This window comes from Clostridium sp. UBA3061 (assembly GCF_002367465.1).
GTDB lineage: Bacteria > Bacillota > Clostridia > Clostridiales > Clostridiaceae > Clostridium_J > Clostridium_J sulfidigenes.
The window spans coordinates 44,129-57,638 of sequence record NZ_DFCF01000015.1; the positions used below are offsets into that span (position 1 = coordinate 44,129).

Consider the following 13,510-nt stretch of genomic DNA (forward strand, 5'->3'; position numbering starts at 1 on the left):
AGGTATAGTGATGAGGGAAGATAAGCAAGTATTAGTGATTAATCCAGGATCGACATCTACGAAAATAGCTGTATTTTTGGGGGAGGAATGTATAGCCTCAGCTAGTTTATCTCACAGTGCAGAGGAAGTGAAAAAGTATTCTCATATATGTCAACAAAAGGACATGAGAACGGAAGTCATATATAATTGGCTTAATGAAAACGATTATTCACTTGAAAAGTTTCATGCCGTGGTAGGTAGAGGTGGACTTTTAAGACCTATGCCAGGAGGAACTTATAAGATAACTTACAAGATGTTAGACGACCTTATTGTTGGGTTTCAAGGACAGCATGCTTCAAATTTAGGTGGAGTTATTGCCTTTGAAATTGCAGAGAAGGCAGGAATACCATCTTATATAGTAGATCCTGTTGCTGTTGATGAAGTTGACGAAGTAACAAGAATATCAGGCATGGAAGATATATCTAGGCGTTCTCTTGTGCATGCTTTAAACATTAAAGCTGTAGTAAGAAAAGTATGTGCTGATAAAAACTTAGATTTTGAGAAAAGTAATTTCGTAGTAGCACATATAGGTGGAGGAATAACTGTATCACCAGTAAGAGGTGGCAGAATAATTGATTGCAACAATGCAAATGAAGATGGACCTTTCTCACCAGAAAGAACAGGAGGTCTTCCAGTAGGAGATTTAGTGAAGCTTGCCTTTAATAATAAGTATACAATGCAAGAATTAAAAAACAAAATTACAAGAGAAGGTGGATTAGTAGCTTATCTTGGAACTAATGACGGAAGAGAAGTTGATAGACGTATCGATGAAGGCGATAAAAAAGCAGAATTAATATTAAGAGCTATGGCATATCAACTTAGTAAAGAAATAGGTGGAATGGCTACTGCACTATGTGGTAACATTGATGCTATAATTTTAACTGGTGGAATAGCTTATAATAAAAGAGTTACTAACTGGATTACTGAAGATGTAAAATTTATTGCACCTGTAGAAATTGTACCAGGTGAAAATGAAATGTTAGCCCTTGCAGAAGGAGCATTAAGGGTATTAAATGGTGAAGAAACACCAAAGATATATGACGATGAAGTTAAATTTGATTAACATTTGGGGGGAATCATAATGATTAAAACATTTGATGAGGTAATTTCTAAGGTTAAATCTCAATCAATGAAGAAGGTAGCAGTAGCAGTAGCGCAAGATGAACCAGTGCTTGAAGCTATAAGAGATGCTAAAAAAAATGGCATTGCAGATGCTATCTTAGTTGGAGATAAGGAAGAAATAGTAAAAATTGCAGAAACAATTGGAATGAACATAGATGAGTATGAAATTATAGATGAGAAAGATGTAAACAAGGCATCTATAGAAACTGTTAAACTTGTATCTTCAGGTAGAGCAGATATGATGATGAAGGGCTTAGTTGATACAGCTACCTTCTTAAGAGCAGTACTTAATAAAGAAGTAGGACTTAGAACAGGAAAACAGATGTCACACATTGCAATATTCGAAGTTCCTGGCTATGATAGATTATTATTCGTAACAGATGCAGCTTTTAATATGTATCCAGAACTTAAAGAAAAGATAGATATTATAAAAAATGCAGTTCAAGTAGCTCATGCTCTTGAAAATAACATGCCAAAGGTAGCGCCAATTTGTGCAGTTGAGGTTGTAAACCCTAGTATGCCAGCTACACTTGATGCTGCAAACCTTTCCAAAATGAGTGAGAGAGGTCAAATTAAGGGTTGTATAATTGATGGACCATTGGCTCTTGACAATGCACTTTCAAAAGAAGCTGCAGCACATAAAAAAATATCAGGTCCAGTAGCGGGAGAAGCTGATATATTATTAATGGCCAATATAGAAGCAGGAAATGCTGTTTATAAATGCTTAACATATACTACAGAATCTAAAAATGGTGGATTATTAATGGGAGCAGCAGCACCTGTTATAGTAACATCAAGAGCAGATTCACCAGAGACGAAAATGAATTCTATTGCCCTTGCATCATTAGTAGCAGGAAGATAATAAGGAGGAAGAAAATGGGACATAAACAATTGATAATAAATCCAGGTTCAACATCAACAAAGATAGGGGTATATGATGATGAAAATCCTATATTAGTTGAAACTTTAAGACATTCAGCAGAAGAAATAGGTAAATACAAAGAAATATATGACCAATTAGAATTTAGAAAAGAAGTAATATTACAAGTACTAAAAGAAAAAGGCTTCGATATAAAAGAATTATCAGGAGTAGTAGGTAGAGGCGGACTCTTAAAACCTATCGAAGGTGGAACTTATAGTGTAAATGATGCTATGATTAAGGATTTAAAACAAGGAGTTTTAGGACAACATGCCTCTAACCTAGGTGGAATAATAGCCCATGAAATAGCAACAGAAATAAATGTACCATCTTTTATAGTAGATCCAGTTGTGGTTGATGAGTTAGAAGATGTGGCTAGAATATCTGGTATGCCAGAAATTGATAGAAAGAGTATATTCCATGCCTTAAATCAAAAGGCTGTAGCAAAGAGATATGCTAAAGAAACAAATACTTCTTACGAGGAACTAAACCTTATAGTAGCTCATATGGGTGGAGGAATATCAGTAGGAGCTCATAAACAAGGAAGAGTTGTAGATGTAAACAATGCACTAGATGGAGAAGGACCATTCTCACCTGAAAGAAGTGGAGGACTTCCAGTAGGAGATTTAGTTAAACTTTGCTTTAGTGGAAAATACACCATGGATGAAATAAAGAAAAAGATAAATGGTAAAGGTGGAATAGTAGGTTATCTACAAACTAATGATGCTAAACTTGTGGGAGACAGAGTAGCAGAAGGAGATAAGGAAGCTAAATTAATATTTGATGCTATGGCATATCAAGTAGCTAAAGAGATAGGAAGATGTGCTACAGTATTACAAGGAAAAGTTGATGCAATATTACTAACTGGTGGAATTGCATACGGAAAATATATAGTAGAATACATTAAAGAAAGAGTAGAATTTATATCACAAGTAGTTGTTTATCCAGGTGAAGATGAATTACTTGCCTTAGCAGAAGGTGGACTAAGAGTATTAACAGGTCAAGAAGCTGCTAAGGAATATAAATAGGGTGAAGATATGAGTAGAATAAGGGTTTTTACAGGTCACTTTGGAAGTGGAAAGACAGAAATAGCAATAAATTATGCAATTAAGTTAGCTAAAGAAGGGAAAAAAGTAGCCCTTGTAGATTTAGATATAGTAAATCCATATTTTTGTATTAGAGATCTTACACAGGAACTTAAGGAAAAATATAATATAAAGGTTATTTCTTCAAATCCTGAGTATGTTAATGCTGAACTTATGGTGGTACCAGCAGAAGTTAGAAGTGTATTTAACGATAAAAGTTATGAGGTAATTTTTGATATTGGAGGAGATGATTCAGGAGCAATAGCTCTTGGTCAATATAACAAACATTTTAAAGAAGAACCTTATGATATGTACTTTGTGATAAATGGTAATAGACCATTTACATCTAATGACAAAGATACTATAGAGTTTCTTAGAGATATAGAAAGAGCTTCAAGATTAAAAGTAACTCATCTAGTATCTAATACAAACTTATCATATGAAACTACAAAGGAACATATAATTAAAGGGGATATGGAAATAGCAGAGATTTCTAAAGAATTAGATATTCCTCATGCATATACTGTGTGTTCTGAAGAACTTGTAGATGAAGTGGAAGGTAAAGTTTCAGGAAAGATATTTCCAATTCACATATATATGTTGCCACCATGGAGAAAAGATTCAATTTAGCACTAATTATCAAGTGCTAAGTTGACATCTTGTACTAAAAAGTGATAAATTATATATATGTAAACGTATTTATTCTATTATCCTTAGGTATATGGGACAATAAAATGTAAACGTATTACAGCTTAAATGTAGGTCTTAAACAATATATAGTAAATAAAACATTCTAAACTTTCTATATAAGGAGGTAAGTATTATGGCAAAGGTAACTTTTAGGGAAGAAAGATGTAAGGGATGTGGACAATGTATAATTGCATGTCCAAAACAAATCATAACTTATTCTGAGGAACTAAATGTAAAAGGATATCATCCAGCTACAGTTACAGAAGAAAATATGCCTAAGTGCATTGGTTGTGCATCATGTGGAAAAATGTGTCCAGATCTTGTAATTACAGTGGAGAAATAATAGGGGGGAAAGATTCATGTCAGAAAAAGTTTTAATGAAGGGTAATGAAGCCATAGGTGAAGCAGCTATCCAAGCTGGTTGTCAATGTTTCTTCGGATACCCTATAACACCACAAACAGAAATATCAGCATATCTTTCAAGAAAAATGCCTAAAATAGGTAGAGTTTTTCTACAAGCTGAAAGTGAAATAGCTGCAATAAATATGGTATATGGAGCAGCAGGAACTGGAGTAAGATGTATGACATCTTCAAGTTCACCTGGAATAAGCTTAAAAGCAGAAGGAATATCTTATATAGCAGGTGCAGAACTTCCTTGTGTTATCATTAATATAGTTAGAGGTGGTCCAGGCCTTGGTGGAATTCAACCAGCTCAATCAGACTACTTCCAAGCTACTAAAGGTGGTTCTCATGGAGATTTCAATATGCCAGTATATGCACCATGTTCAATTCAAGAAATGGTAGATTTAGTACAAGATGCTTTCGATGTAGCTGATATGTACAGAACTCCAGTTATGGTTATGGGAGATGGAATGCTTGGACAAATGATGGAGCCAGTAGAGTTTAAAGAAAGAAGTGAAAAAAACCTTCCAGAAAAAACTTGGGCTGCTAATGGATTAAACGGAAGAGCTAACCATAATGTAATAAACTCCTTATACTTAAAACCTGAAGGCCTTGAAGCTCATAACCTGAAATTACAAGCAAAATATAAAGCTATAAAAGAAAATGAAACTAAATATGAATTATACAATTGTGAAAATGAAGTAGATTTAATAATGGTTGCATACGGAACAACTTCAAGAATATGCAAGACTGTTATAAAATTAGCTGAAAAAGAAGGAATAAAATTAGGTTTAATAAGACCAATAACATTATGGCCTTTCCCAGTAGAAGCTTTTGAAAAAACTGTGGACAAAACTAAACATGGTTATGCATCAATAGAGCTTAGCTGTGGTCAAATGGTAGAAGATGTTAGACTTTCTGTTGAAGGAAGAAAACCAGTATTCTTCTTTGGAAGATCAGGTGGAATGGTTCCAAGCCCTAATGAAGTCCTTGAAAATGTTAAAAAATTCATAGGAGGTGCTAAATAATGGCAATAGTATTTCAACCAACAAAAGCATTATTAGACGTGCCTACCCATTACTGCCCAGGATGTACCCATGGAATAATCCACAGACTAGTAGGGGAAGTACTTGAAGAATTAAATGTTATAGATAAAACAATAGGTGTAGCTCCAGTTGGATGTTCAGTTCTGGCATATGACTACTTTGCATGTGATATGTTTGAAGCTGCACACGGAAGAGCACCAGCAGTAGCTACAGGAATAAAAAGATCTAATCCTGATAAAGTTGTATTCACATATCAAGGAGATGGAGACTTAGCAGCTATAGGAACAGCAGAAATCGTACATGCAGCTACAAGAGGAGAGAACATAGTTACAATCTTCGTAAATAACTGTATTTATGGTATGACAGGAGGACAAATGGCTCCAACAACATTACCAGGACAAGTTACAGAAACTTCTCCATATGGAAGAGATGTTAAACTTCAAGGTCATCCAATAAGAGTTTCTGAAATGATATCTACATTAGATGGCGCTTGCTATGTAGAAAGAGTATCAGTAGATAATGTACCACATGTAAATAAAGCTAAAGCTGCTATTAAGAAAGCTTTCCAAAATGCCATTGCTGGAAAAGGTTTCTCAATGGTTGAGGTTCTATCAATATGCCCAACTAACTGGGGATTATCAACACAAGAGTCACTTGGATGGTTAAGAGATAACATGATGCCATTCTACACTCTAGGTGTTAAAAAAGATACAACAACTGAGGAGGGGAAATAATATGGCATCACAAGAAATAATATTTGCTGGATTTGGTGGACAAGGAATATTATCAATGGGTAAATTCTTAGCTTATGCTGGAATGGATGTTAATATGAATGTTTCATGGTTACCTTCTTATGGACCAGAAATGCGTGGAGGTACTGCAAACTGTTCTGTTATTGTTTCAGATGAAGCTGTTGGTTCTCCAATAGTAACTAACCCTACATCACTAGTTGTTATGAATAGACCTTCCCTTGATAAGTTTGAAAAAGAAATTTTACCAGGTGGACTATTAATATTAGATAGTGACTTAATTGAGAGACCAGTTGAAAGAGAAGATATTGAAGTTATAAAAATACCAGCTCAAACAGAAGCTGATAACCTTGGAAGTAAACAAATTGCAAACATGGTGCTTCTAGGAGCATTAGTTGCAAAAACACAAATAGTTTCTATGGAAACTTTACTTCAATCTCTAAGAGATCACGGAAAAGAAAAATTCTTTGAAATCAATAGAAAAGCTTTAGAAATTGGAGCATCATACGTAGTAAAATAAGCATATTAGCTAAAAGTGGCTTTCGCAAAATTAGCTAATCTAAAAGAAATGTTGAGCATGCCCATATATTATTAACGCTCAGCCGTTTCGGAATATTGATTTACTAAAGCATTTATTCAAGGTAAAATCTACAATACAACAACTCGTATACACTCAAACAGGTTGTATTGCTTACGATTTTACCATTCATAAATGCTAAGTAGTCAATGTTTTGGAGGTTCTTCTAACAAGTTAGAAGAACTAAGTTCGAATAACTAAATTAAAGATTTAGATTCTTACTTATGCAAATGGCATTCGCTAACAATAATATAAAAGGCAAGCTCAACATTTTTAAGATTAGTAATATATTTTGCGAAAGCCACTTTTTTATATATAACTAAGTAAGAGAATAAGGATAAAAGTAAAAAGTATAAAACTTATTGTTTAAGTTTTATACTTTTTATTTATGACAACAATTGTATAAAAATTGAAAAAAACTATTTACAAGCGTAACAATGTTATGTTACTATAATATTATGATAAAAGATGGTTGAATATATGGCTATTTACTATATTAAGGAGATGTGTGTAATTATTTGATGTAACATTATTACGTGAAAATAAAATGGAGGTATAAATTATGGTGAGTAATGAACAGTTTGGAGATTTAAAAATATCAGGTTCAGGGAGTGCGGCAGGAGGAAGATATAGGATTGCATCTATCAGTGGAAGTGGAAAAATTGTTGGAGATGTAAACTGTGAAAAATTTAGTATTAGTGGTAGTGGAAAAGTTGAAGGTGCTGTTATAAGCAATGGTTTTAGTATTAGTGGATGCGGAAAGGTAAGTGGAGACTTAAACTGCGTTACTGGTAGTATCAGCGGAAGTGGTTCTGTTCTTGGTTCTATTCATGCAAAGAAATTTAACATCAGTGGAAGTGGTAAAATAGGTGGTAACTTTAAAGGTGAAGAGCTCACTGTGGCAGGATCAGGAAGAATTGAAGGAAGAATAAATGCAACTAATGTTAAGCTTTTAGGTTCAATTAAAGTAGGTCATGGTATTGAGGGAGAGATTATAAATATTAAAGGTGTACTAAAAACCCTAGGAATGGTAAATGGGGATGAAGTAAATATAGAGTTAAATGGTGGTTGTGAGGTTGAAGAAATTGGAGCAACTAAGGTAAGAGTTTTAAAGGAATACTCTACTATGAATGCTATAGGAAGATTTATTTGTAAATTATTTAGTAAGAACTTTGGATATTTAACTATTAGAACTATTGAAGCTGATGAAATTTACTTGGAAAACACCATAGCAGATGTGGTTCGTGGAGGAAAAATTACCATAGGAGAGGGGTGTAAGATTAAAAGAATAGAATACAGTGAGAGTCTTGAAAAACTAAATTCAGAATCTGTTATTGAAGAGGAAATGAAACTATAGATTTTATAATATTTAAAATACTAAAGATAAAAAGTTTAATTAAAGCTAAAAACTAAACTAAAAAAGAGGAGGAAATAAAGTGGAAGAAGAGTTAATTTCTAAAAAAGAAATATTAGATATGACGGGAATATCTTACGGACAACTGTATAGATGGAAGAGAAAAGAACTTATTCCAGAGGAGTGGTTTATAAAAAAATCAAGTTATACAGGTCAAGAAACATTTTTCCCTAGGGAAAAGATAATAAATAGAATAAATAAAATTATAGATCTTAAGGATGATATGCCTTTAGATGATTTAGCAGCTATGTTTACTAACAAACCTAAGGTAGATGATGTAAGTGAAGAGTATCTTATAGAAAAGGAAATTATAAGAGAAGAAACCCTTCCTATATATAAGGATATATTTAGAGAAAAGGAAGAATATAATTTTAAAGATGTGTTACTCATGGATATTCTTCAAAGGGAATTTGACTTAGGAAAATTAACCATTAGTGAAATAGAAATTATACTAAAGCTTATTAATAAGGAATATAAAAATATAGAAGAAAAGGATGGAACACTATATATCATAAGAAGATTAGGAATTGGAATTTGTGTAGTAGCATACAGAGAAAAAATAATTGTGGATGATGGTAGTAAAATCATAGGAGAAATAAACATTAAAAATATTATAGAAAATCTTAAAATGAGATTAACGCTATAGTTAATAGTATAAAAATGGGGTGTAAAAATGAATTACGACAATTGTAATGATTTAAAAATAAATGATGACTGGATATCAGAAGGTGGAAATTATAGAGATATAAAAATAAGCGGAGATGGAACTATAAAAGGGGATGTTAATTGTAGAACTATCAATGTTAGTGGAGATGCAGAATTAAAAGGAAATGTATACTGTGAAGATTTGTTCAAGGTAAGTGGAGATGTGGACATAAAAAATAACCTGCAATGTGGAACTTTAAGGGTTAGTGGCGATGTAGATATCCATGAAAACTTATATGTAAAAGACGAATTAAAGGTAAGTGGAGATGTAAATGTTGATGGAAGAGTGGAGTGTGGAACTCTTAAAATAAGTGGGGATATAGAGGTAAAAAGTAATCTATATTGCAGTGGTCTATTTCATTTAAGCGGAGATGCGGATATGGGAGGAAACTTGAAAGCAGATAAAATAGAAGCTTCAGGAGATATAGAATGTGGAGGTAAAGTTACTGGGGGAGATATAGTCATATCTGGAGATATAGCTGTAAAGGATGGCATAGAAGGAGAAAAGATAACTATAAGTGGAGATATAAACAGTAATGGACTAATAAATGGTGATGAGATATACATTACCATGTCAGGAAACCATCATATTAAAGAAATAGGTGGAAGATTTGTAGCAGTAACAGAAAATATATCAAGGAATGGAATAATAGGTTCACTATTTTCAAGTTCATTTAAAAATAAAGGAAGCCTTCAATGTGAATGTATAGAAGGAGATGACATACTACTTAAAAATTCTAAGGTTGATATAGTAAGAGGCAAAAATGTTACTATAGGAAAAGGTTCAATAATTAACAAAGTTGAATACTCAGGTGAACTTATTATAGAAGATAATGGAATAGTTAAAGAATCTGTAAGGATATAAGAAGTTAGCAGTAAATGTATTTTACAATGAGGGGGAAATCATGGAGGATAAATTAAAAAATCATGGAGAAAATATAAGGTTATGGAATAAGAATTTTTTCTTGCTTTGGCAAGGACAGCTAGTATCTATGCTTGGGGACATATTATATATGATGGCATTAAACTTTTGGATACTAGACATTACTGGATCTACTGGACTTATGGGACTTTTAAGTGCTCTTACAATGCTACCAAGGATAGTTTTAGGACCTTTTGCAGGAGTCTTTGTAGATAAGTGGAATAGAAGGAATATCATAGTTATAACAGATTTTATAAGAGGTGTAGTTGTTACTTTTGTGGGTATTGCAGGTATATTTGGATTTATACAGGTATGGATGGTATTTGTAGTAGGGATAATTAGTGGATTATGTTCTGCTTTCTTTGGTCCAGCAGTAAGTTCTATAAAACCAGAATTAGTTCATGAGTCTAAATTTGTGAAGGCTAATTCGGTTACAAGTCTTGCAACATCTGGTATGGATATGATAGGGAGTGCTATTGGTGGACTTATATATATTACTATAGGTGCTCCGTACATGTTTTTAGTTAATGGTATATCTTATTTAATTTCAGCTTTTACAGAAATGTTTATAACTGAGCCTAAAAGAGAGAAAAAAGATGAAAAAGTTACTTTTGTAGATGACTTTAAAGAAGGATTTAAATTCCTTTGGAACTTTAAGGCATTAAGAAACTTATTCTTACTTGCATCATTACTAAATCTGTTTGCTAATGCTGCATTTATATTAATACTCCCATATTTTAAAACTATGCCCTTCCTAGGTGAAGAAAGGTACGGATTTTTTATGGCAGTGATTCCTATGGGAATGTTAATAGGTAGTGGACTTTTATCAATAATTAATATAAAAAAGAATCACAAATTTAAAATTTATAAATTTGGTGCATTGATATGTCTTGGAACATTACCTTTTGTATTTATAGTGGAAAATTTTTATGTAATGATACCTATAGCATTTATATCTTTTTTATGCAATGTAGTATTTAATACAATATTTAATTCTGCAATAATGCTTGTAGTACCGTCAGATAAGAGAGGTAAGATTGGAGCATTAATGAATACCATAAGTGGAGGTTTACAGCCAATAGGAGCTTTAGTTGGTGGAGTCTTAGGTGAAATTTTGCCTATAAGAGTAGCAGTATTATCTCTTCTAGGAATGTCATTTATATTCACTATAGCCTTGGTTTTTGTTAAAGGAAGTAAAGAATTAATGGAGTATGAAAGCAGTGATGGTACTGTAGAAGAGCTTATAGAGAAAACAAATGGTATTATATTAGAAAGTTAATATGAGATAGGAATAATATATAATAAAAGCAACACAGTTTTTGTGTTGCTTTTATTCGTATAGAATGTATAATGGTAAACTGTTATTGTTATGATACATAATTTGTATTATAATTAACCTGTATGTTGTAATGAGAATTTCACATAGTAATGTAAACTTAATAGAAAAATGAGATTATTTAAGATAAAAAATCATACTAAGAGGAGAAGATTTATATATGAGTAGAATGTTTGGAACTGATGGAGTAAGAGGAATTGCTAATAAGGAATTAACTGTAGACCTTGCATATAAACTTGGAAAAGCGGGAGCATTAGTTTTAACTCAGTGTACTAGCAAACCTAGAATAATCGTAGGAATGGATACAAGAATATCTGGAGATATGCTTGAATCAGCTTTAGTTGCAGGGATTTTATCAGTAGGAGCAGAAGCTCTTTGTTTAGGAGTAGTTCCAACTCCAGCCGTTGCATATTTAACAAGAAAGTATAAGGCGGAAGCAGGAGTTGTAATATCTGCATCACATAATCCTGTTGAATATAATGGTATTAAGTTTTTTAATAAAGATGGATTTAAATTAAGCGATGAATTAGAAGATAAAATTCAGAAGTTAATAGAAAGTGATTTTGAAGGAATCAATATTCCTACAGGAGGAATGTTAGGTAGAAAATACATAGGAGAAGATGCTATAAATGACTATGTAGAATTTGCTAAATCTACTATTGATGGTGATCTAAGTGGTATGAAAATTGCCGTTGACTGTGCCAATGGTGCAGCTTATAAAACATCAGTAAAAGCATTAAAAGAACTAGGAGCAGAAGTTTTTATCATTAATAGTGATCCAGATGGAATCAATATAAATAAGGATTGTGGATCAACTCATCCTGAGGATCTAATGAAATTTGTTGTTGAAAATAGATGTAACTTAGGATTAGCTTTTGATGGAGATGCAGATAGATGCCTGGCAGTAGATGAAAAAGGAAATCTTGTAAATGGAGATTTCATGATGGTAATAGCAGCTAAACACCTTAAGTCTATAGGTAAATTAAATCATGATACAGTTGTTGTAACTGTTATGAGTAACCTTGGACTTCACATAGCTTTAAAAGAAGCTGGAATTAAAACTGTTAGTACTAAAGTTGGGGATAGATATGTATTAGAAGAGATGGCTAAAGAGGGCTATTCTATTGGAGGAGAGCAATCAGGTCATGTTATATTCTTAGATTTCAATACCACAGGAGATGGTTTAGTTTCAGGTCTTCAACTTGCAGAGACAGTAAAAAGTACTGGAAAGCCTTTAAGTGAACTTGCAGCAACAATGAAGGAATTACCACAAGTATTAGTAAATGCTAAGGTGCCAAACAACATGAAGGACATCCATGAAAAAGATGAAGAAATCATGGCAGATATAAAAGCAATGGAAGATAAAATGGCAGGTTGCGGTAGAGTGTTAATAAGACCTTCAGGTACAGAACCGCTAGTAAGAGTAATGCTAGAAGGTGAAAATCAAGCAGAGATAGACAAAATGGCTCATGACCTAGCTAAAAAAATAGAAGAAAAAGCAAATAGATAAATAGTAGAACCCGTGAAAACTCACGGGTTCTTTACTTATAAAATTCAATTAAAGTTTTTTACTATAGTATACTTGTAGGATAACAAATATAACCATAAATATAATAAGGACAGTCCATAGAGTCCAGAATACAGCAAGGTTAAAGATTCCAGATATCATCAAACCGATATATGCAAGAATATTTAATATAATAGCAGCAGAGTATAAAGATTTTTGTGTGATCAATTGATTTCTTTCATCTTGTTCTTCTAATCTTTTTTCTTTTAATTTATTTTCATCTTTTAAAAGTTTTTTTATCTTAATGATAAATATTAAACCTATTGTAATTAGTGAAGCACCGATTCCTGTATAAAATCCACTTAAAAAATCAGGTAGATAATCATATTTTCCAACAGAGAATATAAAGCTAATAGCTAGAGTGGCTACTCCTAGAATAATCACAATGTAAAGTAAAGAAATTCTTTTCTTTAGTACTTTTTTGTAGTCCTTATCCGTTGTTGCATTAGATATAATGGCTTTTAATAACATAAATTTTCCTCCTCCAAATCAAAAATAAAGATATCTTCAATATTCATTTCAAAATATTGAGCAATTTTATGGGCCAACACCAATGAAGCTTTATACTTCCCGTTTTCTAAAGAGATAATTGTTTGTCTAGTAACATCTACAGCATCAGCAAGTTCACTTTGCGTAACACGTTTTTCTTTTCGAAGTTCTTGGATTTTATTTTTCAACTTATCACATCCTGTTCTATTAATATTATTTGTAATAAATATTAGAATTTAAATGTATAGTATGCTTTACAATTTAAGTATAGTACACTTTACATTGAATGTCAAGTTTACTATACATTTTTATATTATTTATTTTATATTTTAAATGTGAAAAACCTGAAAGGCCGCATGGGGAGAACAACTAGTTAACTAGTTATATAGTTATATAGTTTTATAGGTAAATAGATTTATAGTTTCATAGTTAAATATTTATATATAAA

General features: G+C 32.3%; 15 protein-coding genes. 13 read left to right on the forward strand and 2 right to left on the reverse strand.

What is annotated here, in order from left to right; all coding sequences use genetic code 11:
- Positions 1 to 10: 10 nt before the first annotated feature.
- The 13 genes from buk (B2P65_RS14330) to glmM all read left to right on the forward strand — a co-directional run bounded on the left by buk (B2P65_RS14330) (position 11) and on the right by glmM (position 12,516).
- Positions 11 to 1,102, forward strand: coding sequence for a butyrate kinase (gene buk, locus B2P65_RS14330; protein ID WP_346880378.1), 1,092 nt, complete (start codon positions 11 to 13; stop codon positions 1,100 to 1,102).
- 18 nt (positions 1,103 to 1,120) lie between these two features.
- The gene (ptb, locus tag B2P65_RS14335) at positions 1,121 to 2,023 is read left to right on the forward strand and encodes a phosphate butyryltransferase (protein ID WP_346847779.1); all 903 of its coding nucleotides are present in this window, start codon (positions 1,121 to 1,123) and stop codon (positions 2,021 to 2,023) included.
- A 14-nt stretch (positions 2,024 to 2,037) separates the two neighbouring features.
- Positions 2,038 to 3,108 (forward strand): butyrate kinase, encoded by a 1,071-nt coding sequence (buk, locus tag B2P65_RS14340; protein ID WP_346867645.1) that lies wholly within the window; start codon positions 2,038 to 2,040, stop codon positions 3,106 to 3,108.
- A gap of 9 nt (positions 3,109 to 3,117) precedes the next feature.
- A complete protein-coding gene (locus B2P65_RS14345) occupies positions 3,118 to 3,795 on the forward strand; it encodes an ATP-binding protein (RefSeq protein ID WP_346847777.1) in 678 nt (225 codons plus the stop codon).
- Between the two features lie 193 nt (positions 3,796 to 3,988).
- Positions 3,989 to 4,198: a 4Fe-4S binding protein gene (locus tag B2P65_RS14350; protein WP_035133400.1), complete on the forward strand. Its 210-nt coding sequence runs from the start codon at positions 3,989 to 3,991 to the stop codon at positions 4,196 to 4,198.
- A gap of 16 nt (positions 4,199 to 4,214) precedes the next feature.
- Positions 4,215 to 5,285: a 3-methyl-2-oxobutanoate dehydrogenase subunit VorB gene (locus B2P65_RS14355; protein ID WP_035133402.1), complete on the forward strand. Its 1,071-nt coding sequence runs from the start codon at positions 4,215 to 4,217 to the stop codon at positions 5,283 to 5,285.
- Complete coding sequence (locus B2P65_RS14360; protein WP_035133404.1) at positions 5,285 to 6,037, forward strand: thiamine pyrophosphate-dependent enzyme; 753 nt, start codon at positions 5,285 to 5,287, stop codon at positions 6,035 to 6,037. The genes B2P65_RS14355 and B2P65_RS14360 overlap by 1 nt, the downstream gene beginning before the upstream one ends.
- 1 nt (position 6,038) lies before the next feature.
- Positions 6,039 to 6,572 (forward strand): 2-oxoacid:acceptor oxidoreductase family protein, encoded by a 534-nt coding sequence (locus B2P65_RS14365; RefSeq protein WP_346847776.1) that lies wholly within the window; start codon positions 6,039 to 6,041, stop codon positions 6,570 to 6,572.
- A gap of 619 nt (positions 6,573 to 7,191) precedes the next feature.
- Positions 7,192 to 7,986, forward strand: a complete 795-nt coding sequence (locus B2P65_RS14370; protein ID WP_346880379.1) for a polymer-forming cytoskeletal protein — start codon at positions 7,192 to 7,194, stop codon at positions 7,984 to 7,986.
- A gap of 79 nt (positions 7,987 to 8,065) precedes the next feature.
- Positions 8,066 to 8,689, forward strand: coding sequence for a DUF4004 family protein (locus B2P65_RS14375; RefSeq protein ID WP_346880380.1), 624 nt, complete (start codon positions 8,066 to 8,068; stop codon positions 8,687 to 8,689).
- 27 nt (positions 8,690 to 8,716) lie between these two features.
- The gene (locus B2P65_RS14380) at positions 8,717 to 9,613 is read left to right on the forward strand and encodes a polymer-forming cytoskeletal protein (RefSeq protein ID WP_346880381.1); all 897 of its coding nucleotides are present in this window, start codon (positions 8,717 to 8,719) and stop codon (positions 9,611 to 9,613) included.
- Positions 9,614 to 9,653: 40 nt separating this feature from the next.
- Complete coding sequence (locus B2P65_RS14385) at positions 9,654 to 10,949, forward strand: MFS transporter (RefSeq protein WP_346880382.1); 1,296 nt, start codon at positions 9,654 to 9,656, stop codon at positions 10,947 to 10,949.
- 217 nt (positions 10,950 to 11,166) lie between these two features.
- Positions 11,167 to 12,516: a phosphoglucosamine mutase gene (gene glmM / locus B2P65_RS14390; RefSeq protein ID WP_346880383.1), complete on the forward strand. Its 1,350-nt coding sequence runs from the start codon at positions 11,167 to 11,169 to the stop codon at positions 12,514 to 12,516.
- 48 nt (positions 12,517 to 12,564) lie between these two features.
- On the opposite strand, the gene B2P65_RS14395 is transcribed toward glmM, so the two are convergent.
- Both B2P65_RS14395 and B2P65_RS14400 read right to left on the reverse strand, forming a co-directional pair.
- Positions 12,565 to 13,044: a hypothetical protein gene (locus tag B2P65_RS14395; protein ID WP_346880384.1), complete on the reverse strand. Its 480-nt coding sequence runs from the start codon at positions 13,042 to 13,044 to the stop codon at positions 12,565 to 12,567.
- The gene (locus B2P65_RS14400; protein WP_035133418.1) at positions 13,035 to 13,250 is read right to left on the reverse strand and encodes a helix-turn-helix transcriptional regulator; all 216 of its coding nucleotides are present in this window, start codon (positions 13,248 to 13,250) and stop codon (positions 13,035 to 13,037) included. Before B2P65_RS14400 ends, B2P65_RS14395 begins: the two co-directional genes overlap by 10 nt.
- Positions 13,251 to 13,510: the final 260 nt, after the last annotated feature.